Raw genomic sequence first — 25,974 nt, 5'->3', positions numbered from 1 at the left:
TCTCCAGCAATTACCCGGTGTTTTTATTTTTCTTTTCCTAGCCCGCGCATCCCCTGAAACAGGTGTGCGACATCGACAAAATAGTCAGTTAACGCGTTAATCACTACCTGCACTTTAAGCGGCAGCTTATCTTTTTCGGTGTACAGCGCATATACCGGTCGGGGATCGGACTGATAGCGAGGCAGCAGGATCTCCAGATCGCCACGATTGATCTCATCGATCACCCACATCAGCGGCACATAGGCGATCCCGGTACCGGCGGTCAGCCAGCGTACCAGCGTCATCGGATCGTTAGTAACGAACCGTCCCTGTGGAATCAACCGGGTAGAAATTCCTTCCGGCGCGATAAGTTCAAACTCATTATCCGGGCGTACGCTATATTCCAGCCAGGAATGGTTGCTGAGATCGGCGGGTTTTTCCGGGGCGCCGAACTGGGCGAGGTAGGGCCTGGCGGCGCACACAACCATCGGCATCGCGCCCAGTCGACGGGAAAACAGGCTGGAGTCTTGCAGCGCGCCCACGCGGATCACCACGTCCAGCCCGTCTGCAATTAAATCCGGGGCAGGAATTCCCGTCACCAGATTAACTGCCAGACCGGGATACTCTTTTAATAATTTCGCGGTAAGCCCGGCCAGCACATTTTGCGCCATGGTTGAAGAACAACCGATACGCAATGTACCGATTGGCGTGTTATTAAAAGCGTAAAGCTGCTCGTGAACATCCTGCACTTCATGCAACATGCGACGACAGCCCTGATAATAGATTTTTCCAGCTTCGGTGAGCCCAATGCTGCGCGTGCTGCGGTTGAGCAATTTAACCTGAAGCTCATCTTCCAGTTTTGCCACAGTCTGGCTGATGGACGACACGCTCATTTGCAACTGTCTGGCTGCGGCGGTAAAAGAGCCAAACTCGACAACTTTGGCGAATACCGACATTCGTTTTAAACGTTCCATTATTCACTCTGGCTTAAAAGTGATTTAGATCACATAATATAGATAACAGCATAACAATTACGCTAATATACTATTATTCGAATAAGAGCTATGTCGCTCTCGCCTGGCGTCTCTTGCCCTTCTCTGCGGCGATGTAGCTTAACAATCTATCGCCTGCTCTCTCTCAGAAATCAAGGTCAACATGAGTCTGTTTCCCGTTATCGTGGTGTTTGGTCTTTCCTTCCCACCGATATTTTTCGAATTGCTTTTGTCACTGGCTATTTTTTGGCTGGTGCGTCGGATGCTTGTGCCGACGGGCATCTATGATTTTGTCTGGCATCCGGCTTTGTTCAATACCGCGCTGTATTGTTGTCTGTTTTATTTAATATCGCGCCTGTTCGTTTGAGGTTGAAGTGAAAACACTAACAAGAAAACTCTCCCGTACGGCCATTACCCTCGTACTGGTTATTCTGGCCTTTATCGCCATTTTCCGCGCCTGGGTGTATTACACCGAATCCCCCTGGACGCGCGACGCGCGTTTTAGCGCCGATGTAGTCGCTATTGCCCCGGATGTCGCGGGCCTGATTACCCATGTAAACGTGCATGATAACCAACTGGTGCAAAAGGATCAGGTCCTGTTTACCATCGATCAGCCACGCTATCAAAAAGCGCTCGCTGAAGCGGAAGCCGATGTGGCCTATTATCAGGTACTGGCGCAGGAAAAACGCCAGGAAGCCGGTCGCCGTAATCGTCTCGGCGTACAGGCGATGTCCCGGGAAGAGATCGATCAGGCGAACAATGTCTTGCAGACTGTACTGCATCAACTGGCTAAAGCTCAGGCGACGCGCGACCTGGCTAAACTCGATCTTGAGCGCACCGTCATTCGCGCGCCTGCCGACGGCTGGGTGACTAACCTCAATGTTTATGCCGGTGAATTTATTACCCGCGGTTCTACGGCCGTCGCCCTGGTGAAAAAGAACTCTTTTTACGTGCAGGCCTATATGGAAGAGACCAAGCTGGAAGGCGTGCGTCCGGGATATCGTGCCGAAATCACGCCGCTCGGCAGCAACCGGGTATTAAAAGGTACCGTCGATAGCGTGGCGGCAGGGGTAACGAATGCCAGCAGTACCAGCGATGCGAAAGGGATGGCGACGATAGACTCTAACCTCGAATGGGTGCGTCTGGCCCAGCGTGTTCCGGTGCGCATCCGGCTTGACGAGCAGCAGGGGAATTTATGGCCTGCCGGTACGACGGCAACCGTCGTGATCACCGGTAAGCAAGATCGTGACGCAAGCCAGGACTCCTTCTTCCGTAAACTGGCGCACCGGCTGCGCGAATTCGGTTAATCGTCATGGGCATTTTCTCCATTGCCAACCAGCACATTCGCTTTGCGGTAAAGCTGGCGTGCGCCATTGTGCTGGCATTATTTATCGGCTTCCATTTTCAACTGGAGACGCCGCGTTGGGCGGTGCTGACCGCCGCGATCGTGGCGGCAGGCCCGGCATTTGCCGCCGGCGGAGAACCCTATTCCGGCGCTATCCGTTATCGCGGAATGTTGCGTATTATCGGGACGTTTATTGGCTGTATCGCTGCGCTTATGATCATTATCACTATGATCCGCGCGCCGCTATTGATGATTCTGGTGTGCTGTGTCTGGGCCGGTTTTTGTACCTGGATCTCGTCTTTGGTACGGATCGAAAACTCTTATGCGTGGGGACTGTCGGGTTATACCGCGCTGATCATTGTAATTACCATTCAGACGGAGCCGCTACTCACACCGCAATTTGCGCTTGAGCGTTGTAGCGAAATCGTCATCGGCATTGGCTGCGCTATTTTAGCGGATCTGCTTTTCTCGCCGCGATCGATAAAGCAGGAGGTTGATCGCGAACTGGATAGTCTGCTGGTGGCGCAGTACCAGCTAATGCAGCTTTGTATTAAGCATGGCGACAGCGAAGAGGTCGACAACGCCTGGGGCGATCTGGTGCGGCGCACGGCGGCGCTGGAGGGGATGCGAAGTAATCTGAATATGGAATCTTCGCGCTGGGTACGCGCTAACCGCCGCCTGAAAGCGTTGAATACGCTTTCGCTCACGCTGATTACGCAATCCTGTGAAACTTATCTTATTCAAAATACGCGGCCGGAACTGATTACCGATACATTCCGGGAACTGTTCGAGACGCCGGTTGAAACGGTACAGGACGTCCACAGGCAGTTAAAAAGGATGCGGCGTGTCATTGTCTGGACCGGCGAGCGCGAAACGCCCGTCACGCTTTATAGCTGGGTAGGTGCTGCAACGCGCTATCTGCTGCTTAAACGCGGCGTGATAAGTAACACCAAAATCAGCGCGACGGAAGAAGAGATCCTGCAAGGCGAGCCCGTGGTTAAAGTGGAATCCGCCGAACGTCACCATGCTATGGTGAACTTCTGGCGCACCACGCTCTCCTGCGTACTGGGGACATTATTCTGGCTATGGACCGGCTGGACATCGGGTAATGGCGCGATGGTGATGATTGCCGTGGTGACCTCGCTGGCGATGCGTTTACCCAATCCGCGCATGGTCTGCATTGATTTTATTTATGGCACGCTGGCGGCGCTGCCGCTGGGATTGCTCTATTTCCTGGTGATTATTCCCAATACGCAGCAAAGTATGCTGTTGCTATGTTTGAGCCTGGCGGTATTGGGGTTCTTTATCGGCATTGAGGTGCAGAAACGGCGTCTGGGGTCGATGGGGGCGCTGGCCAGTACAATTAACATTATTGTGTTGGATAATCCGATGACGTTCCATTTCAGCCAGTTCCTGGACAGCGCGTTGGGGCAAATTGTCGGCTGTATGCTGGCGTTTATCGTCATCTTGCTGGTGCGTGATAAATCCAAAGACCGAACCGGTCGCGTGCTGCTTAATCAGTTTGTTTCCGCTGCGGTTTCGGCAATGACGACCAACGTGGCGCGTCGTAAAGAGAACCGTCTGCCTGCGTTATATCAGCAACTCTTTTTGCTGATGAATAAATTCCCTGGCGATTTGCCGAAGTTCCGTCTGGCGCTAACGATGATCATTGCCCATCAACGTCTACGCGATGCGCCGATACCGGTTAATGAAGACCTGTCAGTGTTCCATCGTCAGCTTCGTCGTACCGCAGACCATGTTATTTCCGCCGGAAGCGATGATAAACGACGACGCTACTTTGGTCAGTTGCTGGATGAGCTGGATATCTATCAGGAGAAATTACGTATCTGGGAGGCGCCGCCGCAGGTGACGGAACCGGTTAAACGCCTGACGGGCATGTTACATAAATACCAGAACGCGCTTACCGATAGCTAACCCACGAGAACCGATGCCAAAAGCGTCGGTTTTTTTATGACTATACTTATTCGAGATACAAAAACAGCGCAAGAGTGCTCCGGGGCTAAAAGCGTTTCTGGAAGTGAAACCTCTGCATAATGATGCTTTGTAGTAAAACAGACAATTGTCTGTCGGGGATGGTGGCTGGCTATGAATGTCTATACTTTTGATTTTAATGATATTAAAAACCAAAGCGATTTTTATCGCGAGTTTACGCAGACGTTTGGTCTTGCCAGTGAGAAAGTAAGCGATCTTGATACATTATGGGATGCGGTAATGAGCGATATCTTACCCTTACCGCTAGAGATTGAGTTCGTTCACCTGCCTGATAAACTGCGCAGGCGCTACGGGGCGCTGATTTTACTCTTTGATGAAGCGGAAGAAGAGTTGGAGGGGCGGCTACGGTTTAATGTCCGGCATTGAAAAAGCATAAAAAAGCCCCCGACAGGCGGGGGCAAGTCGTCGGGTTAGACGACGAGGGTTTATTTATACAATTCGGCGGTGGCGTGCCAGTTATCACCTTCTTTTAATTCGATAATGCGATAGCTATTAGCGCCTGCTTTTTCGGCTTTAGCGACGAGTTCCTGGCGCATATCCATTGGTGTACTGCCAATCTGCGAGACGGAAATGGTGCCCATCGGTTGCAGATTCTGCGCCTGTTCCGCGTTGACCTGGTGTACTGCGGCATTTGCGCCGAAAGAGAGTAGAGTGGCCAGGCCGAGTGATGCGATAATGTATTTCGTTTTCATAATCTTTTATTCCTTTATAGGGTCAACCTCGCGGATTAATGGGCTTTTCTTATGCGATATCTCCGCGAAGTAACGACATGTTATATGCGATGGCAGGTGAATTTTATTTGTACAGTTCGGCAGTGGCGTGCCAGTTGCTGCCGCTATGCGCTTCGGTAATGTGGTAGGCCGTAGCGCCTTGTTCATCCGCTTTTTTGCTCAGCATGGCGTTCATATCCATAGGCGATGAGCCAATAGCGCTGACTGAAACCGATCCAATCGCTTCACGGTTTTGCGCTTGCTCTGCGCTGATAGGTTCTGCGGCGAAAGCGCCAAAAGAGAGAATGGACAGAATACTTAATGTTGCAACAGTGGTTTTGATTTTCATGATTTTTACCTCGTCGAATTCCTTTACTGGGGTCTTTGTTTCGTGACCCTCATCACAAAATCAAGTATACACTAATCACGCGATTAATTAATACCACGCTAATTGTTTCTTCTTTTTTAAGATACTAAAAATCTTATTTTTTATAATGTTATAGAATTAAAATTGCTGCTTTTCGCCGCGATATTTAAAAAAAGAAAATAAAATCAATGTATTAAAAAATTTGACATTTTGTGCGTTTTTTTGATTTGGTATTCATATGGTGAATGTTTAAGGGCATGATTTGCCAAATGATAACCGTACAGGAAAGCCGCGCGGAGAGAGGAGAAGAAGGTGCCTCCGCCGTACGACGACGGAGGAAGTAGGGCTAGAGCTCTTGTTCAAAGAGTTCCAGAATGGCTTCGTAAAGATCTCTTACGGAAAAGCCGCTGGCAGGCGTAGTGAATATAGTATCGTCGCCGGCAATCGTGCCGAGAATACCTTCCGCTTTCCCCAATGAATCCAGCAGGCGCGCGATGAGCTGCGCCGCGCCAGGGCTGGTATGGATTACCACGACAGCGTCGTTATAATCGATATCCAGCACCAGATTTTTCAACGGACTGGATGTTGTCGGGACGCCCAGTTCAGCCGGAAGACAGTACACCATCTCCATTTTTGCGTTACGCGTACGCACCGCGCCGAACTTAGTCAACATGCGCGAGACCTTGGACTGATTGATATTTTCAAAGCCCTGATCCTGCAACGCGAGGACGATTTCGCCCTGTGAGCTGAATTTTTCTTCTTTGAGGAGCGCTTTAAACGCCCTTACTAGTTCTTCTTGTTTAGCCGAGCTTCGCATAAGTCACCCGTAATATGGCGGTAGAAACAACATTATTGTGCATACAGATGAATTTTTATGCAAACAGTCTGCCTTGTTTAAGGCTGAAATAATGTTATGAAAGAGCGGAATTTTATCAAATTTCGTTATCAAGAAACATGCCTGCGTCACGCCTCGCAAATAAGATTAAAAGTAAATTAATTGTTATCAAAATGATGTTGTTTTGAGGGGGCAGTAGGGTATATTGTCACCACCTGTAGGAACGTTGCTCTCTGGTTGCAGCCGATCCGGATTACGCAAATTAAATGCATAAAAGCCAAAATTGCGCGACTCCGCATTCTTGACGCGTGAGGATTGTAATCATTGAATTTGTGAATTAAGGTCGCCGCCGCGGAGCAATAGACACTAAGTTAATCATATAATAAGGAGTTTAGGATGAAAGTCGCAGTCCTCGGCGCTGCTGGTGGTATCGGTCAGGCGCTGGCATTACTTTTAAAAAACCAACTGCCTTCAGGTTCAGAACTCTCCCTGTACGACATCGCTCCAGTGACTCCCGGTGTGGCCGTTGATTTGAGCCATATTCCCACCGCAGTAAAAATCAAAGGTTTCTCCGGCGAAGACGCAACCCCGGCGCTTGAAGGCGCTGACGTAGTACTGATTTCTGCGGGGGTGGCGCGCAAGCCGGGTATGGACCGTTCCGACCTGTTTAACGTTAACGCCGGCATCGTGAAAAATCTGGTGCAGCAGATCGCTAAAACCTGCCCGAAAGCGTGCGTGGGTATTATCACCAACCCGGTGAACACCACCGTTGCGATTGCGGCGGAAGTGCTGAAAAAAGCAGGCGTATACGACAAAAACAAACTGTTTGGCGTAACCACGCTGGATATCATCCGCTCTAACACCTTTGTTGCAGAGCTGAAAGGTAAGCTGCCAACGGAAGTTGAAGTTCCGGTGATCGGTGGGCACTCCGGCGTGACTATTCTGCCGCTGCTGTCGCAGATTCCAGGCGTAAGCTTTACCGAACAAGAAGCGGCCGATCTGACTAAGCGCATCCAGAACGCCGGTACTGAAGTCGTTGAGGCGAAAGCCGGCGGCGGATCGGCAACCCTCTCTATGGGCCAGGCTGCTGCGCGTTTCGGTCTTTCTCTGGTTCGCGCTCTGCAGGGCGAAAAAGGCGTGGTGGAATGCGCCTATGTGGAAGGCGACGGTCAGTATGCCCGTTTCTTCTCTCAGCCGCTGTTGCTGGGTAAAAATGGCGTAGAAGAGCGTAAATCCATCGGCACGCTGAGCGCTTTCGAGCAACGCTCGCTGGAAGGTATGCTGGATACACTGAAAAAAGACATTACGCTTGGCGAAGAGTTCGTCACGAAGTAAGCCATATGTTATTATAAAAAAAACCGGAGTTAACTCCGGTTTTTTTATGCCCGCTTGATTAACGGCGCAGAAAATATCAATTAGTCGCCGGATATTCCTGCACCGTCACCTGGAACGTGAACTGCTTATCATCCCGCATCACCACGACCGGAATGACGGAGCCCGGACGGATTTCCGCCACCTGATCCATCGTCTCCAGCGCGGACACGGCCGGTTTATTATTGACCGAAATGATCAGATCGTTAACCTGAATACCGGCAAGCGCGGCGGGGCCGTTTGGCGTTACTTCATTAACCACAATGCCCTGAATCGGGTCCATGCCGCTACCCTGCGCGTGCAGCGGCGCGATTTCTCGTCCGCCAATACCGATATAGCCGCGAATCACGCGACCGTCGCGGATAAGCTTATCCATAATTTTCGTGGCTAGCTGGAAGGGAATCGCAAAACCAATACCTTCCGGCGTTTCGCCATCGTTACTCTTATCAAAAGAGAGGGTGTTGATCCCCATCAGTTCGCCTAACGAGTTGACCAGCGCGCCGCCGGAATTACCGTGGTTAATCGAGGCGTCGGTCTGGAGAAAATTCTGCCGCCCCGTCGGGTTCAGGCCGATACGACCCGTTGCGCTGATGATCCCCTGGGTGATGGTCTGTCCCAGATTATATGGGTTGCCGATAGCCAGTACGACATCGCCAATATGCGGCGTACGCTTTGTATTAATCGGGATGGTAGGCAGCCCGCCGGTGGCGTTGATCTTCAGCACCGCCAGATCGGTAAGCGAATCGGAGCCAACCAGTAGCGCTTCAAACACGCGGCCGTCCTGTAGCGCGACGATAATCTGATCGGCATCGTTAATCACGTGCTTGTTGGTAATAATATAACCGCGTTGATCCATGATCACGCCGGAACCCAGCGTGCGGATCTCCAGTTGATTATGCGCGGTACTGTTCATACTGCGGTTATAGACATTGACGACGGCAGGCGCGGCGCGGCGAACCGCAAAATTATAGCTGGCTGGCGTCTCATCGGTACTGTCGAATTGCGGGACGGCGATAGGATTAATTTTGCGCAAAGAAGGCATGACGGCCAACAGAATAGCGCCGACAATTAAACCTATTGCGACCGAACGTAAGAGCTTCACAAACATGATGGAGGCGTCGTTAAAAAAGGGAACGGCAGCAGCATACCATGAGTTAACCGGACATCACATCGCAGGCTGATGCCCGGTTTAAGACAGGATTAGCGCAGCAATAGATAAATGTTCTCGTTGCCGCGTACTACCTGAAGGGCAATGATAGACGGTTTTGCCGCCATCACTTTGCGCATTTCGGCGATAGAACTGATGCGATCGCGGTTAACGCCGATAATAACATCATCTTTTTGCAAACCGGCCTGAGCGGCGGGACTGCTTTTTTCGACGCTATCAATCTTAACGCCTTTCGTCCCGTCTTTCAGTTGTCCGTCGCTCAGCGTCGCGCCTTGCAACGCCGGGGCGATCATTTCGGCGCTGGCGGAAGAGGAGGTATTGGAATCCAGCGTGACTTCCACCTCCAGCGGCTTACCATCGCGCAGCAGACCCAGCTTTACTTTCGTGCCCGGTTCGGTGGTGGCGATACGTGAACGCAGTTCGGCAAAGCTATTCAGCGGCTTACCGTTAAGACTGATAATCACGTCTCCGGATTTCACCCCGGCCTTCGCCGAACCTGAATTGGGTAAAACCTCGCTGACAAAAGCGCCACGCTGAACGTTCAGTTTGAATGCCTTAGCGATATCAGCGGTCATTTCAGTGCCTTTAATTCCCAGCAATCCGCGTTTGATTTCGCCGAACTGAATCAACTGCTGCGCCAGCGTCTGCGCCATATTGGAAGGAATAGCAAAGCCGATGCCGATGCTCCCGCCCCCTGGCGCGAGGATCGCGGTATTAATCCCAATCAGCTCGCCGTTCAGGTTAAGCAGCGCGCCGCCGGAGTTGCCGCGGTTAATGGAGGCATCGGTTTGAATAAAGTTCTCAAGCCCTTCCAGATTAAGCCCGCTACGTCCCAGTGCTGAAATAATCCCGGAGGTGGCGGTTTGCCCCAGACCAAACGGATTACCGACCGCCACGGCGAAATCGCCGACGCGGAGTTTGTCGGAATCGGCGATCGCAATTTGCGTTAACTGACTGGGATTCTGAATCTGTAACAGAGCGATATCGCTCTGGTCGTCGCCGCCGATCAGCTTCGCGTCAAATTCGCGTCCGTCATTCAGTTGAATGCTGATCTTCTGCGCCTGATTAATCACATGATTATTGGTTAATACATAGCCTTTCGCGGCATCGATAATCACCCCCGAACCGAGTCCTTCAAACTGCTGGGACGGCTGGTCTGGCAGATCTTCGCCAAAGAATTTTTTAAACTCCTCCGGCACTTTTGGGCTCTGGGTGGCGGTTCCCTCGACTTTTACGCTGACGACAGCAGGCAGCACTTTCTCCAGCATAGGGGCAAGGCTTGGCAGCGTCGCCTGGCCTGGCACCTGGCCTGGTATCGATGCAAGGGCTGGAAACGGCGCCGAAAGAGTTAACCCGACACTTAACGCGAATGCACTTAACAGCTGGGGGTGTTTTTTCATGGATGCTGCTCTCGTACCTTGAATGAACGGATAGACAATTCAAAACAGATTGATGTTATTGAATTTTCAGCCTGGTAACAATGATAATAGCTGGGACAGGAAAGATAGAGAGGGGGCGCAAGCGATGCGCCCGATAAATTTCTTAACGGCATGCGATTAATCGCGCTTTGCACCGCTACGCAACAGGCCTGACGCGCCTTCAGAATAGTCACGCGGCATTTGTACCGGCGCCTGATCGTTGCTCGCTTCAGACTCCGCCAGACGGTTACGGAACGGATTCGACTCCGCCGACATTTCCGGCAGCAGGCTGCTGGAGCTTTTCGCCATATGCTGATACAGCTGGCGGTAATCATGCGCCATGGTATCCAGCAGCTCTGCGCTGCGGGCAAAGTGGCTAACCAGCTCTTCACGGTACTCTTCCAGCTCAGCTTTGTTTTTTTCCAGTTCGTACTGCAATGCCTGCTGTTGACGTAACTTACGATTACCAAAACGCATGGCCACGGCACCAATGATGATACCGACGACTAATCCAATTAGCGCATATTCCCAGGTCATGAACATCTCCCGTTGTCTTATGTTTCCGTAGGGTGTTGGCTCCAGGCTCCATGCCCGCGCCTGATTATGCCACTATAACCGCTAATTCCGTAGAAGTGGAATCCCGGCAGCATATCGCGTAGTGTAGAACGGCCTTTTTTTCGTCAGCCGTGAACGGACGGCACATCGATTTTCAAGGAATAACAATAACATTATGCAAAGCCTTTCCCCTACATCGCGTTATCTCCAGGCTCTCAACGAAGGCACCCATCAGCCTGACGACGTACAGAAAGAGGCGGTCAACCGTCTGGAAACCCTTTATCAGGAGCTCACCGCGAAAAAATCGTCGACTACGCCGCCTGGCGGACTGATAGCGCGACTGGGGAAATTATTAGGCAAAAACGAACCGGACGCGCAAATACCGGTTCGCGGGCTGTACATGTGGGGGGGCGTGGGTCGCGGCAAAACCTGGCTCATGGATCTCTTCTACCACAGCCTGCCGGGCGAGCGAAAACTGCGCCTGCATTTTCATCGTTTTATGCTGCGCGTGCATGAAGAACTCACCGCACTACAGGGACAGAGCGATCCGTTAGACATTATTGCCGACCGGTTTAAAGCCGAGACGGACGTACTGTGTTTCGATGAGTTTTTCGTCGCCGATATTACCGACGCCATGCTGCTGGGCGGTTTAATGAAAGCGCTGTTTGCACGCGGCATTACGCTGGTCGCGACCTCCAATATTCCGCCGGATGAACTCTACCGCAACGGTTTGCAACGCGCCCGCTTCCTGCCAGCTATCGATGCCATCAAACAGCACTGCGACATTATGAATGTGGACGCCGGCGTCGATTACCGGCTGCGTACGCTGACGCAGGCCCATTTATGGCTAACGCCGCTTAATGATGAAACCCGGCGGCAAATGGATAAACTGTGGCTGGCGTTAGCGGGGGCCACGCGAGAACACGCCCCGACCCTGGAAATCAATCATCGCCCTTTATCCACCCTGGGCGTTGAAAACCAAACGTTAGCGGTCTCTTTCGCTACGTTGTGCGTCGAGGCCCGTAGCCAGCATGATTACATTGCGCTCTCAAGGCTATTTCACACGGTTCTGCTGTTTGACGTGCCGGTCATGACGCCGCTGATGGAGAGCGAAGCGCGCCGCTTTATTGCGCTGGTGGATGAGTTTTACGAGCGCCACGTTAAGCTGGTGGTCAGCGCCGCCGCGCCGTTATATGAGATTTATCAGGGGGAGCGGCTCAAGTTTGAATTTCAGCGCTGTCTGTCGCGCCTGCAGGAGATGCAGAGTGCGGAGTACCTCAAGCGGGAGCATATGCCGTAAGCCGGACAAGCGCAGCGCCCCGGGCATTGTGTGTCTTATGTCGACAACTTCCCCGACCGATGTTGGATAAGGTCTGAACAAAACCCGCGGCAAATCACAAAAAGGGGTCGATCTTTGACCTGGACTTCTCTATAATCCTGCGACCCCACGTTACAAGAGAGTTTTTTCCCAAACTTTCTCTGTGCCGGCCAAACATATCCGAGGGGGTAGGTTTACCGGACTTTGTCGTGTGAACCTCAACTATTTAAAACGTTTGGGTGTTCACCAACGTGTAACTTATTTATTTGGGTAAGCTTTTAATGAAAACTTTTACAGCTAAACCAGAAACCGTAAAACGCGACTGGTATGTTGTTGACGCGACCGGTAAAACTCTGGGCCGTCTGGCTACTGAACTGGCTCGTCGCCTGCGCGGTAAGCACAAAGCGGAATACACTCCGCACGTAGATACGGGTGATTACATCATCGTTCTGAACGCTGACAAAGTTGCTGTAACCGGCAACAAGCGCACTGACAAAGTGTACTATCACCACACCGGCCACATCGGTGGTATCAAACAAGCGACCTTTGAAGAGATGATTGCCCGCCGTCCTGAGCGTGTGATTGAAATCGCGGTTAAAGGCATGCTGCCAAAAGGCCCGCTGGGTCGTGCTATGTTCCGTAAACTGAAAGTTTACGCGGGCAACGAGCACAACCACGCGGCACAGCAACCGCAAGTTCTTGACATCTAATCGGGATTATAGGCAATGGCTGAAAATCAATACTACGGCACTGGTCGCCGCAAAAGTTCCGCAGCTCGCGTGTTCATCAAACCGGGCAACGGTAAAATCGTTATCAACCAACGTTCTCTGGAACAGTACTTCGGTCGTGAAACTGCCCGCATGGTAGTTCGTCAGCCGCTGGAACTGGTCGACATGGTTGAGAAACTGGATCTGTACATCACTGTTAAAGGTGGTGGTATCTCTGGTCAGGCTGGTGCGATCCGTCACGGTATCACCCGCGCTCTGATGGAGTACGATGAGTCTCTGCGTGGCGAACTGCGTAAAGCTGGCTTCGTTACTCGTGACGCTCGTCAGGTTGAACGTAAGAAAGTCGGTCTGCGTAAAGCACGTCGTCGTCCGCAGTTTTCCAAACGTTAATGGGTTTCTGCTTCGGCAGACAACTGTTAGCGAAAAACCCGCTTCGGCGGGTTTTTTTATGGGCAATGCATTTATCTGTCACGATGAAATGCGGATTGTTGTCTCTTTTTCCCCAATTCCAGAATCGACTCACCACAAAGGTCACAAAATCTGGTAAACTATCATCCAATTTTCTGCCCAAATAGCGGGGAATGTTCATTTTTTGTCTCGTTTTTGAGCAATGATGACTTTTTTCGCCCTGGGTGACATAACATCTGGCTGGTCACGTTGTGGCTGGTAGCAGTAAAAATTCTGAATATACCTGGAGGTTTTCATGGCTGTCGCTGCCAACAAACGTTCGGTAATGACGCTGTTTTCTGGTCCTACTGACATCTATAGCCATCAGGTCCGCATTGTGCTGGCTGAAAAGGGTGTTAGTTTTGAGATCGAACACGTGGAAAAGGACAATCCACCTCAGGATCTGATTGACCTCAACCCGAATCAAAGCGTTCCGACACTGGTGGATCGTGAGCTGACCCTGTGGGAATCTCGCATCATTATGGAATATCTGGATGAGCGTTTCCCTCATCCGCCGCTGATGCCGGTTTATCCGGTCGCTCGCGGTGAAAGCCGTCTGTACATGCACCGTATTGAAAAAGACTGGTATACGCTGATGAACGTCATCGTAAACGGGTCTGCTTCCGAGGCCGACTCTGCGCGTAAACAACTGCGCGAAGAGCTGCTGGCGATTGCGCCGGTATTTGGCCAGAAACCGTATTTCCTGAGCGACGAATTCAGTCTGGTTGATTGCTACCTGGCACCTCTGCTGTGGCGTTTACCGCAGTTAGGTATCGAATTCAGCGGCGCAGGGGCGAAAGAGCTGAAAGGCTATATGACCCGCGTCTTTGAACGTGATTCTTTCCTGGCTTCCTTAACCGAAGCTGAACGTGAAATGCGCCTCGGTCGGGGTTAACCTGTATGGATTTGTCACAGTTGACGCCGCGTCGTCCTTATCTGTTGCGCGCTTTCTATGAGTGGTTATTGGATAACCAACTGACCCCGCATCTGGTGGTGGATGTGACGTTGCCTGGCGTGCATGTCCCTATGGAATATGCGCGCGATGGGCAAATCGTCCTCAACATCGCGCCGCGTGCGGTAGGTAATCTGGAACTGTCTAATGATGAAGTGCGCTTTAATGCGCGCTTCGGCGGCGTCCCCCGTCAGGTTTCTGTGCCTTTGGCTGCGGTGCTGGCGATTTACGCCCGTGAAAATGGCGCGGGTACCATGTTTGAGCCTGAAGCCGCCTATGATGAAGACGTTGTCAGCTTAAATGATGATGACAAAACCACAGGCGCGGAAAGCGAGACCGTGATGTCCGTCATTGATGGCGATAAGCCTGACCACGATGACGACAGTAGCCCTGATGACGAGCCGCCACCGCCGCGTGGCGGACGTCCGGCGCTGCGCGTGGTAAAATAATCAACAGGCCCTGAAGGGCCTGTTTTGTTTGGTCTCCTCGTGGGTTCACCCCGCTTTTAAAGCTGTGATACGATAGGCTGGCTATTATCTGCCACCGAGCACTCATGAATGGACGTTATGAACGCATTTGATTCGCAAGCAGAAGATTCTCCTACATCCCTCGGGCGTAGTTTGCGCCGCCGTCCGCTGGCGCGTAAAAAACTGTCTGAAATGGTTGAGGAGGAGCTGGAACAGATGATCCGTCGCCATGAATTTGGCGAGGGGGAACAGCTACCGTCTGAACGTGAATTAATGGCCTTCTTCAATGTGGGACGTCCCTCCGTGCGTGAAGCGTTAGCCGCGCTGAAGCGTAAAGGTCTGGTGCAAATCAATAACGGCGAACGCGCCCGCGTTTCGCGCCCCTCTGCCGATACCATCATCAGTGAACTGTCAGGTATGGCGAAAGATTTTCTTACTCACCCTGGCGGTATTGCTCACTTTGAACAGCTACGGCTTTTCTTTGAATCCAGCCTGGTACGCTATGCGGCGGAACATGCCACCGACGAGCAGATCGCGTTGTTAACGAAAGCGCTGGAAATTAATAGTCAGTCGCTGGATGACAACGCGCTGTTTATTCGTTCGGATGTCGAGTTTCACCGGGTACTGGCTGAAATTCCTGGTAACCCGATCTTTATGGCTATTCATGTTGCTCTGCTGGACTGGCTAATCGCCGCTCGTCCAAGCGTTCCCGATCGCGAGTTGCATGAACATAATAACGTGAGTTATCAACAGCATATTGTGATTGTTGATGCCATCCGTCAGCGAGATCCAGATAAAGCGGATCGCGCTCTGCAAACCCACCTCAATAGCGTTTCCGCTACCTGGCACGCGTTCGGTAAAAAAAGTCAAAAAATGCGGTAGAGATCGCGCTTCCGATCTTTGTTTAGTGAAGCAGATCGCACTATAAGCGTTCTGTATTATTTGCTGCTTATTTGTTCTGGTATAACAGGTATAAAGGTAGGTAGTTAATATATTCATCATCCGCAGAGGTAGGTATGGCAAAAGCATTGCAAGGCGTAATGGCGGCGTTGTTGACCCCATTTGATCATCAGCAGCAACTGGATAGCGAAAGTCTGCGCCGTCTGGTGCGTTTTAACATTGGGCAGGGTATCGACGGACTATACGTTGGCGGTTCCACCGGGGAAGCATTCGTACAGAGTCTTGCAGAAAGAGAGCAGGTGCTGGAAATTGTCGCCGAAGAGGCGAAGGGAAAAATCACGCTGATCGCCCATGTCGGGACTGTAAGCACCGCAGAAAGCCAGCAACTGGCGAGCGCTGCAAAGCGTTACGGTTTTGATGCTGTCTCTGCGGTGACGCCCTTTTATTACCCTTTCAGTTTTGAAGAGCACTGTGACCATTATCGGGCAATCATTGATTCCGCAGATGGGCTACCGATGGTGGTATACAACATTCCGGCGTTAAGCGGCGTAAAACTTACGCTGGATCAGATCAATACGCTGGTGACATTACCAGGCGTGAGCGCGCTGAAGCAAACTTCCGGCGATCTTTTCCAGATGGAACAGATCCGCCGCGCGCATCCGGATCTGGTGTTGTACAACGGTTATGACGAAATTTTCGCCTCCGGCTTGCTGGCGGGAGCGGACGGCGGTATCGGCAGCACATACAACATTATGGGCTGGCGTTATCAGGGGATTGTGCAGGCGTTACGTGAGGGCGATGTGGCGAAAGCACAGCGCCTGCAAACCGAGTGCAATAAGGTTATTGATTTACTGATTAAAACCGGCGTATTCCGCGGCCTGAAAACGGTCCTGCATTATATGGACGTGGTATCGGTGCCGCTGTGTCGTAAACCGTTTGCGCCTGTTGATGAAAAATATCTGCCGGAGCTGAAGGCGCTGGCTCAAGAATTGCTGGAAGAAAAGGCGTAACAGCGTAATGCCGGGGGCGCTGTGCTTGCCCGGCCTACGACAGTACGAACGGTAGGCCGGATAAGGCGAAGCCGCCATCCGGCACAACGACAACAAAAATCGTCGGGAGAGTAAAATGAGTACTTCTGCCCAGAACATCCCGTGGTATCGCCATCTCAACCGGGCGCAATGGCGGGCATTTTCCGCTGCCTGGCTGGGATATCTGCTTGATGGTTTTGATTTTGTGTTGATTGCTCTTGTACTGACTGAGGTACAAAGCGAATTTGGGCTGACGACGGTACAGGCGGCAAGCCTGATTTCGGCGGCTTTTATCTCTCGCTGGTTCGGCGGGTTATTGCTGGGCGCGATGGGCGATCGCTATGGGCGTCGTTTGGCGATGGTCAGCAGCATCATTCTGTTTTCGGTGGGAACCCTGGCCTGCGGGTTTGCGCCTGGTTACACTACCATGTTTATCGCCCGATTGGTGATTGGTATGGGCATGGCGGGCGAATATGGTTCCAGCGCGACCTATGTGATTGAAAGCTGGCCAAAACATTTACGCAATAAAGCCAGCGGATTTCTGATTTCCGGCTTCTCCGTTGGCGCGGTCGTCGCCGCGCAAGTGTACAGCCTGGTGGTGCCTGTCTGGGGCTGGCGTGCGCTGTTTTTCATTGGCATTTTGCCAATTATCTTCGCCCTCTGGCTGCGGAAAAACATTCCGGAAGCAGAGGACTGGAAAGAGAAACACGCGGGTAAAGCGCCGGTACGCACGATGGTCGACATTCTTTATCGGGGCGAACATCGCATCATCAATATCTTAATGACCTTCGCCGCCGCCGCTGCGCTGTGGTTCTGTTTTGCCGGTAATCTACAAAATGCTGCGATTGTGGCGGGGCTGGGACTATTGTGTGCGGCTATCTTTATCAGTTTTATGGTGCAGAGCAGCGGTAAACGCTGGCCCACTGGCGTAACGCTGATGCTGGTGGTGCTGTTTGCTTTCCTCTATTCCTGGCCGATTCAGGCGCTATTACCCACTTATCTGAAAACCGAGCTGGCCTACGATCCACATACGGTGGCGAATGTCCTTTTCTTTAGTGGATTCGGCGCGGCGGTTGGTTGCTGCGTAGGCGGTTTTCTTGGCGACTGGCTGGGAACGCGTAAAGCGTATGTCTGTAGCCTGCTGGCCTCGCAAATACTCATTATTCCAGTTTTTGCGATTGGCGGCGCAAACGTCTGGGTTCTGGGTCTGCTACTGTTTTTCCAACAGATGTTGGGGCAGGGGATTGCCGGGATTCTGCCGAAACTGATCGGCGGGTACTTCGATACCGATCAGCGTGCGGCGGGGCTGGGCTTTACTTATAACGTCGGCGCGCTCGGCGGCGCGCTGGCACCGATCCTGGGAGCGCTGATCGCTCAACGTCTGGATCTGGGCACTGCGCTGGCATCGCTCTCTTTCAGCCTAACGTTTGTCGTGATCCTGCTTATTGGTCTCGATATGCCGTCTCGCGTACAGCGTTGGCTACGTCCGGAAGCGTTACGCACTCACGATGCTATCGACGACAAGCCGTTCAGCGGAGCCGTACCGTTTGGCAGTAGTAAAGATGCCTTTGTAAAAACGAAAAGTTAATCCGCTTGCCCGGTTTTCAAACCGGGCAATATTTGTAAGGGAGTAGTATGTCGTTACTTGAACAACTGGATAAAAATATTGCCGCTTCTGGCGGTTTGATTGTCTCCTGCCAGCCCGTTCCTGGCAGTCCGCTGGATAAGCCGGAGATTGTAGCGGCAATGGCGTTGGCGGCGGAACAGGCGGGCGCGGTTGCGGTGCGTATTGAAGGCATAGACAACCTGCGTGTGACCCGCTCGCTCGTTTCGGTACCGATTATCGGCATTATCAAACGCGATCTGGACGAGTCTCCAGTACGCATTACCCCTTTTCTCGACGATGTAGATGCGCTGGCGCAGGCCGGCGCAAATATTATCGCCGTTGATGGAACCGCTCGACAACGGCCGGTAGCTGTTGAGGCGTTGTTGGCGCGCATTCATCACCACCATCTACTGGCGATGGCCGACTGCTCATCCGTGGACGATGGTCTCGCCTGCCAACGGTTGGGCGCGGACATTATCGGCACGACAATGTCCGGCTACACTACCCCCGATACGCCGGAGGAACCCGATCTGCCCTTAGTCAAAGCGTTGCATGACGCCGGATGCCGGGTGATAGCCGAAGGGCGCTATAACTCGCCAGCACTGGCGGCGAAGGCGATCCGTTATGGCGCATGGGCGGTGACGGTGGGGTCCGCCATTACCCGTCTGGAACATATCTGTGGATGGTATAACGACGCATTAAAAAAGGCGGCGTCATGACTACGTTAGCAATCGATATTGGCGGTACTAAACTTGCCGCCGCGCTCATCGACAAAAACTTGCGCATTAGCCAGCGTCGCGAGCTGCCGACCCCCGCGAGCAAAACGCCGGACGCGTTACGTGAAGCATTAAAGGCGCTGGTTGAACCGCTACGGGCAGAGGCGCGTCAGGTAGCGATAGCCTCTACCGGGATCATTCAGGAAGGGATGCTGCTGGCGCTAAACCCCCATAATCTGGGTGGCTTGCTACACTTTCCGTTAGTTCGGACACTGGAAACGATCGCTGGCCTGCCGACGCTGGCGGTGAACGATGCGCAGGCGGCGGCCTGGGCGGAGTATCACGCGCTCCCTGATGATATCCGCGATATGGTGTTTATCACCGTTTCAACAGGGGTTGGCGGCGGCGTTGTTTGCGACGGCAAGCTTCTTACCGGAAAAGGCGGTCTGGCCGGGCATCTGGGACACACTCTGGCGGACCCACACGGGCCCGTGTGCGGCTGTGGACGCGTTGGCTGCGTAGAGGCCATCGCCTCTGGACGAGGGATGGCCGCGGCGGCGCGGGATGATCTGGCGGGATGCGACGCCAAAACCCTATTTATTCGCGCTGGCGAAGGCCATCAGCAGGCGCGGCATCTGGTAAGCCAATCCGCGCAGGTAATGGCGCGACTGGTCGCCGATGTGAAAGCGACCACCGACTGCCAATGTGTGATCATTGGCGGCAGTGTAGGGTTAGCTGAGGGATACCTGGAGCAGGTTCGTGCGTTTTTGATGCAAGAACCTGCGCCTTATCACGTGGCGCTGAGCGCCGCTCGCTATCGGCATGACGCAGGATTATTGGGCGCTGCTCTGTTAGCTCAAGGAGACACATTATGATGATGGGTGAAGTACGGTCGTTGCCTTCTTGCGGGTTGCATCCGCGACTGCTGGATGCATTGACCCTCGCGCTGGCGGCAAGGCCGCAGGAGAAAGCGCCGGGGCGCTATGAATTGCAGGGCGACAATATCTTTATGAATGTGATGCAGTTAACGACGCAAATGCCTGCAGAGAAGAAAGCGGAATTGCATGAGCAATACATTGATATTCAGCTACTGCTGACCGGCGCCGAGCGTATTGCGTTCGGGATGTCCGGTGCCGCTCGCCAGTGCGAGGAGATGCACGTTGAAGAGGATTACCAGCTTTGTAGTAAAATCGCCGACGAGCAGGCTATTACGCTGCAAGCGGGGATGTTTGCTGTGTTTATGCCGGGAGAACCGCATAAACCGGGATGTGCAGTTGGTGAGCCGGATGACATCAAGAAAGTGGTAGTGAAGGTACGCGCCAGTCTGCTGGCGGCCTAAATCTCTTGCCGGAAGTATCCTTCCGGCAAGGTAAACGCATCGATTCGGAACCCTCATGCATTCGCCGTTAGTGATTGCGCCCGGGGGCAGCGCGGCGATGAAGGTTAAAGCGGACAACGTGATAAGCGCTCCAGTGCTGACTTACGTCAACGAGTATGGCGCGCCTCTGCCGTTAGTTTCAGCGCCTGCACGTTAACTCTGTAAGGGACTGGCGTTGCCGCGGTGGATTTGGCGCAGATCGACAGCGCCGATTTTATCCCAGTGGCAGTTCTCATCCACTTGTAGTTTTCCGTGCATTGTGGATGAAATATAAACGCAGGCCCCTTTGCGGGGCTGCGTTGTGAAGGTGTCGGTTAGCGCTTAAACGTCACGGCTTCCGGCTGGGTCAGGTGCAGCGTTGTCTGGCTCGGCACCGTCTCGGCAATAACCCGCCCGTGGCGAATCGAGTAACGGGCAGGCGTCTGGCGGCGCACCGCGTCGAATCCATTCTCAGCCGGTAAGATAACCAGATTCGCGGAATTGCCGACGTTCAGGCCGTAGTCCGGTAAATGCAGAGTTTTCGCGCTGTGGGTGGTGATCAAATTCAGCCCATCATTGATTTGTCCGTATCCCATCAACTGGCAAACGTGTAACCCCATGTGTAGCACCTGCAGCATATTGGCGGTACCCAGCGGATACCACGGATCGAATACGTCATCATGACCAAAGCAGACATTAATGCCCGTCTCCAGCATCTCTTTCACGCGGGTTACGCCGCGGCGCTTGGGATAGGTATCAAACCGCCCTTGCAAGTGGATATTCACCAGCGGGTTAGCAATGAAGTTAATCCCCGACATTTTCAATAGGCGGAACAGGCGTGAAGCGTAGGCGCCGTTATAGGAGTGCATTGCGGTGGTATGACTGGCAGTGACGCGCGCGCCCATGCCATCGCGATGCGCCAGCGCCGCGACCGTTTCGACAAAGCGAGACTGCTCATCATCAATTTCGTCGCAGTGCACATCGATCAGTCTGTCGTATTTCTGTGCCAGGGCGAAGGTTTTGTGCAGCGATTCAACGCCATATTCCCGCGTGAACTCAAAGTGCGGGATTGCGCCAATAACGTCAGCGCCCAAACGTACGGCTTCCTCTAACAGCGCTTCACCGTTGGGGTAAGAAAGAATACCTTCTTGCGGGAAGGCGACGATTTGCAGGTCTACCCATGGCGCAACCTCCTGCTTCACTTCCAGCATCGCTTTCAGTGCCGTCAGCGTCGGGTCAGAAACGTCAACGTGAGTACGGACATACTGGATGCCGTTGGCCATCTGCCACTTGAGGGTTTGCATCGCACGTGACTTCACGTCTTCGTGGGTGAGCATCGCTTTACGTTCGGCCCAGCGCTCAATCCCTTCAAACAGCGTCCCCGACTGATTCCAGTTCGGTTCGCCTGCGGTTTGCGTGGTGTCCAGGTGAATATGTGGCTCAACAAACGGCGGGATGACCAGCCCACCTTCGGCATCCAGCGCTTCGCCTTGCGCCAACGAGGCCGCTTCCTGCGGTTCAATACGGCTAAAGCGACCGTTTTCAATCGTGAGCTGCCACAATCCTTCGCGCCCCTGCAGACGCGCCTGACGGATGGTAAGGGAATTATTCTGCATGGCCGATCTCCGGGGATTTCGCAAAGCTGCGATTGCAAAGTGGATTCAACAAGATATAGCTGAAGACGCCGCCGAGTACGGCGTTGACGGGCACAATACCTGGAACATAATGTCCGGCGGCGATGCCCAGCGCGACGGAAAGAATAGCAATCCAGTTAACAGGAATAAAGCGCGCGGTGTTGAAGTCGGCATAGCGGCGGCGGTTTAACAGGTAGTCGGCAATAATCACCCCGCCAATCGGTGGGATGGCAGATGAGAGGAACGTCAGCCAGCCGACAAAATTATTGTAAAGCCACAGCGCGCACACGGTACCGATAATACCGTTAGCCACCGACAGCGTGCGGCTGGAAAGGCCGGTAATATTGGCGAAGCCCAGGCCCGATGCGTACAGCGCGTTGTCGTTGGTGGTCCAGATATTCAGGCCGAGCACCACAATCGCGGGCAGCAACAGCCCCTGCGCGATCATCACGTCAGAGATATCCGCCTGACCGACGGCGGCAGCGCCTGCCGCGCCAAAGATAAACATCAGCGAGTTACCGAGGAAAAAAGCGACCATCGCAATCAGTACGGCGCTTTTGGCACGACGCCCGAAGCGGACGAAGTCGGCGGTCAATGTACCGGCGCTGACAAATGATCCCACCACCAGCGCCAGCGCGCTGGAAAAATCCAGCGGTGTCTGCGGCATTATCGTTTTTAAATGCTCCAGCCCACCCACGCCGCTGACCGCCAGCCAGACGGAGTAGCTACCCAGAATAACGATCGCGGGTACGGCAATGATAGACAAAATGGTCAACGCCGAGATGCCGAAAAAGATGGTCAGGGTCATCAGCAGACCCGAAACGGCAATCAGGATATTGGCATCAATGCCCGTCGCTTTACTGACCGGAATAGCGAACATCGCTACGCCAACGCCAAACCAGCCTACCTGTGTGCCGCCAAGCAGCAAGGAGGGAAGCCATGAGCCTTTAACGCCAAAGGAGTAACGTGCAAGGAGGTGGGTGGAGAGTCCGGTTTTTGCGCCGATGTAGCCAAGAAATGCAGTGTAGATACCGAGGAGGAGATTACCGAAGAGAACTGCGAGGAAGAAATCATGATAGGAAAGGCCGGTGCCGAGCGTCCCTCCGGTCCACATACTGGCGGAAAAAAACGTTAAACCCAACATGACAAACGTCAGTGGAATCACGCCTTTCCGCGCCGCCTGGGGAACTGGCCCCTGGCTATAATTGTTGTCCTGCGACACAACGCCTCCTTGAAATTTGGCCAAAAAATCCGCCGCATAATATACATTTTTTTGATGAATGCAAACGTTTACGTACGGATTTACATATAGCATCGTGAAGAGGCGATATTTGAGTTATCGGGGATAATATCTGGCGGTCTCTGGCATTATGATTTGCGCGTCTCCAACAGGTTTTGTGAGCGCACAAGTTCATCAGCCAGCAGCTTTTCATCAGGTAGCTGCACTTTGTATTCACTCGCCATCACGGTATTCGGCAAGCCGTTCAGGGCATAGTAAGCTTCGCCAGCGCCTTTTTCTGCACACAGAATCAATCCCACGGGCGGGTTTTCTCCCGGCATCGTCCAGTGTTCTTTTGCATAGTTCAGGTACATATTCATTTGCCCGGCATCGCTATAGCTGAATTTGCCTACTTTCAGGTCAACCACCAACAGGCAGCGCAATTTGCGGTGGAAAAATAGAAGATCAACGCGGAACCAGTTATCGTCAATCCGTAAGCGACGCTGACGCCCCACGAAGGCGAAATCGTCGCCCAGTTCCAGCATAAAGTCCATCAGGTGGTTGAGCAGTGCTTCTTCAAGGTCAGATTCCGAATACTCATCCTTTAGATTGAGGAATTCCAGAATAAAAGGATCGCGAAGAGAATGCTCGGGTAAGCCCTCAGGGATGGCGGGCGCGTCCTGCTGCAGCATGGACAATTTGTCAGATGACAGCAGCGTCCGTTCGTAAAACTGAGTCGCGATTTGCCTGTCGAGCTGCCGAACTGACCAGCCGTTACGTAAAGTCTCTTTTTCATAGAAGCGGCGGGCATCGTTATCTTTCACCGACAGCAGACGCACATAAGCTGACCAGGGAAGAGGGAATGTTTTGGCGAGCAGTATGCTATTAGATTCCGCAGACAGTGTCTGCGGAATTTCAATATGTTGAAAACAAAGATAAAATGTACGAATTTGCCATAGGTTTCTGGTGGAAAAACCGCGCTTATAGCGCTGGCTTAAATCTACCGCCAATCGTTCGATAAGCTGAGTACCATAGGCCGCTCGCGCTTCTCCTCCCTGTTCAAATTCGACAATGCGTCGGCCAATTTCCTAATAGGTGGCGGTCATGATGGTATTGATACTGCGTACGGTCTCAGTACGGGCCGTATCCACTAGCCGGATGATGCCGTCATGAATTTGCTGATATTCATCAGACTGTGGCGATAAAGTTGGATTCGTCATGTCATCCCTTACGTGATAGTTTCAATGTGAAATTAGAACGCTATCAATACGCCTCAGGCGTAAACGGATCAATCCGTGAACGGATTTTACATGGTATTACATCTCGATTTACGAGCGGGTTTCCAGAACCGGCAGGAGAGATATTGAGGAGAAGAATATCTCTCCTGCCACCAGCACAAGGCATCAACCGGGGAGCCGGAAGGGTTACACTTCAAGGTAGTTCATAATCCCGTCAGCCGCTTTACGGCCTTCGGCAATTGCCGTCACCACCAGATCGGAACCGCGCACGATGTCGCCACCGGCGAAGATTTTCGGGTTGCTGGTCTGGAAAGCATTATCGCTGCGTTCCGGCGCGATAATTCGTCCTTGCGAGTCCAGTTCCACGCTGTGTTTCGCCAGCCATTCCATGCTGTGTGGACGAAAACCAAACGCCATCACCACCGCATCAGCCGGAACCACATGCTCGGAGCCGGCGACGATCTCCGCCCGTCGACGGCCTTTGGCGTCCGGTTCGCCCATTTCAGTACGCACCATTTTTACGCCGCTTACTTTGCCGTTGGCATTGACTTCAATGCCCAGCGGCTGCACGTTAAACTGGAACTCGACACCTTCCTCGCGCGCGTTTTTCACTTCGCGTCTGGAACCCGGCATGTTCTCCTCATCACGACGATAAGCACAGGTCACGTGCGTGGCACCCTGACGAATGGAGGTACGCACGCAGTCCATTGCGGTATCGCCGCCGCCCAGCACCACCACGCGTTTGCCTTCCATGCTGACATATGGCTCGTTACTGGTTTCGCCAAACCCCATGATCTGCTTCGTATTGGCGATAAGGAACGGCAGAGCGTCGAAAACCCCGTCCGCATTTTCATTTTCCAGCCCGCCGCGCATCGACTGATAGGTACCGACGCCAAGGAACACTGCGTCGTACTCTTTCAACAGCTCGTCAAGTTCGACGTCGCGGCCCACTTCAACATTGAGTTTGAACTCAATGCCCATGCCGGTGAAGATTTCACGGCGGCGGGTCATCACCTCTTTTTCCAGTTTGAAAGCTGGAATACCGAAGGTCAGCAGGCCGCCGATTTCCGGATGGCGGTCAAAGACCACCGCCTTCACGCCGTTGCGGGTCAGCACGTCGGCGCACGCCAGCCCTGCCGGGCCTGCGCCGATAATCGCTACCCGTTTGTCAGTCTGGCGCACGCCGGTCATATCCGGGCGCCAGCCCATCTCAAACGCTTTATCATTGATATAACGTTCGATGTTGCCGATGGTCACCGCGCCAAACTCATCGTGCAGCGTACAAGAACCTTCGCACAGACGGTCCTGCGGGCAGACACGGCCGCACACTTCCGGCAGAGTGTTAGTCTGGTGCGATAGCTCAGCCGCCTCAAAAATACGCCCTTCGTTAGCCAGTTTCAGCCAGTTTGGGATGTAGTTATGTACCGGGCATTTCCACTCGCAGTATGGGTTACCACAGGATAAACAGCGATCCGCCTGGGCTTTCGCCTGGCCTTCAGAAAACGGTTCGTAGATTTCAACAAACTCGATCTTACGGATCTTCAGCGGTTTCTTCGGCGGATCAACGCGCTGCAGGTCGATAAATTGATAAACATTCTGGCTCATTTCAAT

General features: G+C 52.9%; 27 protein-coding genes and 1 pseudogene. 17 read left to right on the top strand and 11 right to left on the bottom strand.

Annotated features, from left to right (window positions below; translation table 11 throughout):
- Positions 1-23 precede the first annotated feature (23 nt).
- Positions 24-953 carry an HTH-type transcriptional activator AaeR gene (gene aaeR / locus AC3G3F_RS08975; RefSeq protein WP_053508299.1) on the bottom strand — a complete coding sequence of 310 codons (930 nt, stop codon included), beginning with the start codon at positions 951-953 and terminating at the stop codon, positions 24-26.
- Between the two features lie 181 nt (positions 954-1,134).
- On the opposite strand from aaeR, the gene aaeX reads away from it, so the two are divergent.
- The 4 genes from aaeX to AC3G3F_RS08955 all read left to right on the top strand — a co-directional run bounded on the left by aaeX (position 1,135) and on the right by AC3G3F_RS08955 (position 4,695).
- A complete protein-coding gene (gene aaeX / locus AC3G3F_RS08970) occupies positions 1,135-1,338 on the top strand; it encodes a p-hydroxybenzoic acid efflux pump operon protein AaeX (RefSeq protein ID WP_000051840.1) in 204 nt (67 codons plus the stop codon).
- Between the two features lie 7 nt (positions 1,339-1,345).
- A complete protein-coding gene (gene aaeA / locus AC3G3F_RS08965; RefSeq protein ID WP_000855140.1) occupies positions 1,346-2,278 on the top strand; it encodes a p-hydroxybenzoic acid efflux pump subunit AaeA in 933 nt (310 codons plus the stop codon).
- A 5-nt stretch (positions 2,279-2,283) separates the two neighbouring features.
- Positions 2,284-4,251: a p-hydroxybenzoic acid efflux pump subunit AaeB gene (gene aaeB / locus AC3G3F_RS08960; RefSeq protein WP_023246358.1), complete on the top strand. Its 1,968-nt coding sequence runs from the start codon at positions 2,284-2,286 to the stop codon at positions 4,249-4,251.
- Positions 4,252-4,422: 171 nt separating this feature from the next.
- Positions 4,423-4,695: a barstar family protein gene (locus tag AC3G3F_RS08955; RefSeq protein ID WP_001103887.1), complete on the top strand. Its 273-nt coding sequence runs from the start codon at positions 4,423-4,425 to the stop codon at positions 4,693-4,695.
- Positions 4,696-4,754: 59 nt separating this feature from the next.
- Here the strand turns inward: AC3G3F_RS08955 and yhcN-B are convergent, their stop codons facing one another.
- The 3 genes from yhcN-B to argR all read right to left on the bottom strand — a co-directional run bounded on the left by yhcN-B (position 4,755) and on the right by argR (position 6,223).
- The gene (gene yhcN-B / locus AC3G3F_RS08950; protein WP_000853279.1) at positions 4,755-5,021 is read right to left on the bottom strand and encodes a DUF1471 family stress response protein YhcN-B; all 267 of its coding nucleotides are present in this window, start codon (positions 5,019-5,021) and stop codon (positions 4,755-4,757) included.
- Positions 5,022-5,124: 103 nt separating this feature from the next.
- Positions 5,125-5,388 carry a peroxide/acid stress response protein YhcN gene (gene yhcN, locus AC3G3F_RS08945; RefSeq protein ID WP_023246359.1) on the bottom strand — a complete coding sequence of 88 codons (264 nt, stop codon included), beginning with the start codon at positions 5,386-5,388 and terminating at the stop codon, positions 5,125-5,127.
- A gap of 364 nt (positions 5,389-5,752) precedes the next feature.
- Positions 5,753-6,223 carry a transcriptional regulator ArgR gene (argR, locus tag AC3G3F_RS08940; RefSeq protein ID WP_001257852.1) on the bottom strand — a complete coding sequence of 157 codons (471 nt, stop codon included), beginning with the start codon at positions 6,221-6,223 and terminating at the stop codon, positions 5,753-5,755.
- A gap of 414 nt (positions 6,224-6,637) precedes the next feature.
- Between argR and mdh the strand changes: the two genes are divergently transcribed.
- Complete coding sequence (gene mdh, locus AC3G3F_RS08935; RefSeq protein WP_000861583.1) at positions 6,638-7,576, top strand: malate dehydrogenase; 939 nt, start codon at positions 6,638-6,640, stop codon at positions 7,574-7,576.
- A gap of 76 nt (positions 7,577-7,652) precedes the next feature.
- On the opposite strand, the gene degS is transcribed toward mdh, so the two are convergent.
- The 3 genes from degS to zapG form a co-directional block, all read right to left on the bottom strand.
- Positions 7,653-8,720, bottom strand: coding sequence for an outer membrane-stress sensor serine endopeptidase DegS (degS, locus tag AC3G3F_RS08930; protein WP_023246361.1), 1,068 nt, complete (start codon positions 8,718-8,720; stop codon positions 7,653-7,655).
- Between the two features lie 92 nt (positions 8,721-8,812).
- Complete coding sequence (gene degQ, locus AC3G3F_RS08925) at positions 8,813-10,180, bottom strand: serine endoprotease DegQ (protein WP_488394817.1); 1,368 nt, start codon at positions 10,178-10,180, stop codon at positions 8,813-8,815.
- A 156-nt stretch (positions 10,181-10,336) separates the two neighbouring features.
- A complete protein-coding gene (gene zapG / locus AC3G3F_RS08920) occupies positions 10,337-10,735 on the bottom strand; it encodes a Z-ring associated protein ZapG (RefSeq protein ID WP_001519074.1) in 399 nt (132 codons plus the stop codon).
- A 193-nt stretch (positions 10,736-10,928) separates the two neighbouring features.
- Between zapG and zapE the strand changes: the two genes are divergently transcribed.
- The 12 genes from zapE to AC3G3F_RS08860 all read left to right on the top strand — a co-directional run bounded on the left by zapE (position 10,929) and on the right by AC3G3F_RS08860 (position 20,450).
- On the top strand, positions 10,929-12,053 hold the full coding sequence (gene zapE / locus AC3G3F_RS08915; protein ID WP_023246363.1) for a cell division protein ZapE: 1,125 nt from the start codon (positions 10,929-10,931) through the stop codon (positions 12,051-12,053).
- A 299-nt stretch (positions 12,054-12,352) separates the two neighbouring features.
- Positions 12,353-12,781: a 50S ribosomal protein L13 gene (gene rplM / locus AC3G3F_RS08910; RefSeq protein ID WP_000847559.1), complete on the top strand. Its 429-nt coding sequence runs from the start codon at positions 12,353-12,355 to the stop codon at positions 12,779-12,781.
- Between the two features lie 15 nt (positions 12,782-12,796).
- Positions 12,797-13,189, top strand: a complete 393-nt coding sequence (gene rpsI / locus AC3G3F_RS08905) for a 30S ribosomal protein S9 (protein ID WP_000829815.1) — start codon at positions 12,797-12,799, stop codon at positions 13,187-13,189.
- Positions 13,190-13,502: 313 nt separating this feature from the next.
- The gene (gene sspA, locus AC3G3F_RS08900; protein ID WP_000257298.1) at positions 13,503-14,141 is read left to right on the top strand and encodes a stringent starvation protein SspA; all 639 of its coding nucleotides are present in this window, start codon (positions 13,503-13,505) and stop codon (positions 14,139-14,141) included.
- A gap of 5 nt (positions 14,142-14,146) precedes the next feature.
- Entirely contained in the window at positions 14,147-14,647 is a 501-nt protein-coding gene (sspB, locus tag AC3G3F_RS08895) for a ClpXP protease specificity-enhancing factor (protein WP_023246364.1), read from the top strand.
- A 108-nt stretch (positions 14,648-14,755) separates the two neighbouring features.
- Positions 14,756-15,547, top strand: coding sequence for a transcriptional regulator NanR (nanR, locus tag AC3G3F_RS08890; RefSeq protein WP_000382925.1), 792 nt, complete (start codon positions 14,756-14,758; stop codon positions 15,545-15,547).
- A 134-nt stretch (positions 15,548-15,681) separates the two neighbouring features.
- The gene (nanA, locus tag AC3G3F_RS08885) at positions 15,682-16,575 is read left to right on the top strand and encodes an N-acetylneuraminate lyase (RefSeq protein ID WP_023246366.1); all 894 of its coding nucleotides are present in this window, start codon (positions 15,682-15,684) and stop codon (positions 16,573-16,575) included.
- 115 nt (positions 16,576-16,690) lie between these two features.
- The gene (gene nanT, locus AC3G3F_RS08880; RefSeq protein WP_023246367.1) at positions 16,691-18,181 is read left to right on the top strand and encodes a sialic acid transporter NanT; all 1,491 of its coding nucleotides are present in this window, start codon (positions 16,691-16,693) and stop codon (positions 18,179-18,181) included.
- A 47-nt stretch (positions 18,182-18,228) separates the two neighbouring features.
- Positions 18,229-18,918, top strand: a complete 690-nt coding sequence (locus tag AC3G3F_RS08875) for an N-acetylmannosamine-6-phosphate 2-epimerase (RefSeq protein WP_023246368.1) — start codon at positions 18,229-18,231, stop codon at positions 18,916-18,918.
- Entirely contained in the window at positions 18,915-19,790 is an 876-nt protein-coding gene (gene nanK / locus AC3G3F_RS08870) for an N-acetylmannosamine kinase (protein WP_023246369.1), read from the top strand. The genes AC3G3F_RS08875 and nanK overlap by 4 nt, the downstream gene beginning before the upstream one ends.
- Entirely contained in the window at positions 19,787-20,254 is a 468-nt protein-coding gene (gene nanQ / locus AC3G3F_RS08865; RefSeq protein ID WP_023246370.1) for an N-acetylneuraminate anomerase, read from the top strand. The genes nanK and nanQ overlap by 4 nt, the downstream gene beginning before the upstream one ends.
- Before the next feature lie 55 nt (positions 20,255-20,309).
- On the top strand, positions 20,310-20,450 hold the full coding sequence (locus AC3G3F_RS08860) for a hypothetical protein (RefSeq protein WP_023246371.1): 141 nt from the start codon (positions 20,310-20,312) through the stop codon (positions 20,448-20,450).
- A 157-nt stretch (positions 20,451-20,607) separates the two neighbouring features.
- Here the strand turns inward: AC3G3F_RS08860 and AC3G3F_RS08855 are convergent, their stop codons facing one another.
- From AC3G3F_RS08855 to gltD, 4 genes and pseudogenes are all read right to left on the bottom strand, one after another.
- Positions 20,608-21,888 carry a cytosine deaminase gene (locus AC3G3F_RS08855; protein WP_023246372.1) on the bottom strand — a complete coding sequence of 427 codons (1,281 nt, stop codon included), beginning with the start codon at positions 21,886-21,888 and terminating at the stop codon, positions 20,608-20,610.
- The gene (gene codB, locus AC3G3F_RS08850) at positions 21,878-23,128 is read right to left on the bottom strand and encodes a cytosine permease (protein WP_023246373.1); all 1,251 of its coding nucleotides are present in this window, start codon (positions 23,126-23,128) and stop codon (positions 21,878-21,880) included. The genes AC3G3F_RS08855 and codB overlap by 11 nt, the downstream gene beginning before the upstream one ends.
- Positions 23,129-23,274: 146 nt before the next feature.
- Positions 23,275-24,345, bottom strand: a pseudogene (locus tag AC3G3F_RS08845) (PDDEXK nuclease domain-containing protein).
- Between the two features lie 204 nt (positions 24,346-24,549).
- Positions 24,550-25,968, bottom strand: a complete 1,419-nt coding sequence (gene gltD, locus AC3G3F_RS08840; RefSeq protein ID WP_023246374.1) for a glutamate synthase subunit GltD — start codon at positions 25,966-25,968, stop codon at positions 24,550-24,552.
- Positions 25,969-25,974 lie beyond the last annotated feature (6 nt).

Source organism: Salmonella sp. FC25216 (genome assembly GCF_057751355.1).
The sequence above is the reverse complement of the archived record's forward strand: the minus strand, read 5'-3'. Positions and strand labels throughout refer to the sequence as shown.

Excerpts from the sequence above, each read along its gene's own strand:
- nanK (WP_023246369.1), top strand. The coding sequence starts at position 18,915 with ATGACTACGTTAGCAATCGATATTGGCGGTACTAAACTTGCCGCCGCG.
- gltD (WP_023246374.1), bottom strand. The coding sequence starts at position 25,968 with ATGAGCCAGAATGTTTATCAATTTATCGACCTGCAGCGCGTTGATCCG.
- nanQ (WP_023246370.1), top strand. The coding sequence starts at position 19,787 with ATGATGATGGGTGAAGTACGGTCGTTGCCTTCTTGCGGGTTGCATCCG.
- sspA (WP_000257298.1), top strand. The coding sequence starts at position 13,503 with ATGGCTGTCGCTGCCAACAAACGTTCGGTAATGACGCTGTTTTCTGGT.
- degS (WP_023246361.1), bottom strand. The coding sequence starts at position 8,720 with ATGTTTGTGAAGCTCTTACGTTCGGTCGCAATAGGTTTAATTGTCGGC.
- yhcN (WP_023246359.1), bottom strand. The coding sequence starts at position 5,388 with ATGAAAATCAAAACCACTGTTGCAACATTAAGTATTCTGTCCATTCTC.
- zapG (WP_001519074.1), bottom strand. The coding sequence starts at position 10,735 with ATGACCTGGGAATATGCGCTAATTGGATTAGTCGTCGGTATCATCATT.
- aaeX (WP_000051840.1), top strand. The coding sequence starts at position 1,135 with ATGAGTCTGTTTCCCGTTATCGTGGTGTTTGGTCTTTCCTTCCCACCG.
- mdh (WP_000861583.1), top strand. The coding sequence starts at position 6,638 with ATGAAAGTCGCAGTCCTCGGCGCTGCTGGTGGTATCGGTCAGGCGCTG.
- rplM (WP_000847559.1), top strand. The coding sequence starts at position 12,353 with ATGAAAACTTTTACAGCTAAACCAGAAACCGTAAAACGCGACTGGTAT.
- sspB (WP_023246364.1), top strand. The coding sequence starts at position 14,147 with ATGGATTTGTCACAGTTGACGCCGCGTCGTCCTTATCTGTTGCGCGCT.
- nanA (WP_023246366.1), top strand. The coding sequence starts at position 15,682 with ATGGCAAAAGCATTGCAAGGCGTAATGGCGGCGTTGTTGACCCCATTT.
- zapE (WP_023246363.1), top strand. The coding sequence starts at position 10,929 with ATGCAAAGCCTTTCCCCTACATCGCGTTATCTCCAGGCTCTCAACGAA.
- yhcN-B (WP_000853279.1), bottom strand. The coding sequence starts at position 5,021 with ATGAAAACGAAATACATTATCGCATCACTCGGCCTGGCCACTCTACTC.
- nanT (WP_023246367.1), top strand. The coding sequence starts at position 16,691 with ATGAGTACTTCTGCCCAGAACATCCCGTGGTATCGCCATCTCAACCGG.
- rpsI (WP_000829815.1), top strand. The coding sequence starts at position 12,797 with ATGGCTGAAAATCAATACTACGGCACTGGTCGCCGCAAAAGTTCCGCA.
- AC3G3F_RS08875 (WP_023246368.1), top strand. The coding sequence starts at position 18,229 with ATGTCGTTACTTGAACAACTGGATAAAAATATTGCCGCTTCTGGCGGT.
- AC3G3F_RS08860 (WP_023246371.1), top strand. The coding sequence starts at position 20,310 with ATGCATTCGCCGTTAGTGATTGCGCCCGGGGGCAGCGCGGCGATGAAG.
- nanR (WP_000382925.1), top strand. The coding sequence starts at position 14,756 with ATGGACGTTATGAACGCATTTGATTCGCAAGCAGAAGATTCTCCTACA.
- aaeR (WP_053508299.1), bottom strand. The coding sequence starts at position 953 with ATGGAACGTTTAAAACGAATGTCGGTATTCGCCAAAGTTGTCGAGTTT.
- AC3G3F_RS08855 (WP_023246372.1), bottom strand. The coding sequence starts at position 21,888 with ATGCAGAATAATTCCCTTACCATCCGTCAGGCGCGTCTGCAGGGGCGC.
- aaeB (WP_023246358.1), top strand. The coding sequence starts at position 2,284 with ATGGGCATTTTCTCCATTGCCAACCAGCACATTCGCTTTGCGGTAAAG.
- degQ (WP_488394817.1), bottom strand. The coding sequence starts at position 10,180 with ATGAAAAAACACCCCCAGCTGTTAAGTGCATTCGCGTTAAGTGTCGGG.
- argR (WP_001257852.1), bottom strand. The coding sequence starts at position 6,223 with ATGCGAAGCTCGGCTAAACAAGAAGAACTAGTAAGGGCGTTTAAAGCG.
- AC3G3F_RS08955 (WP_001103887.1), top strand. The coding sequence starts at position 4,423 with ATGAATGTCTATACTTTTGATTTTAATGATATTAAAAACCAAAGCGAT.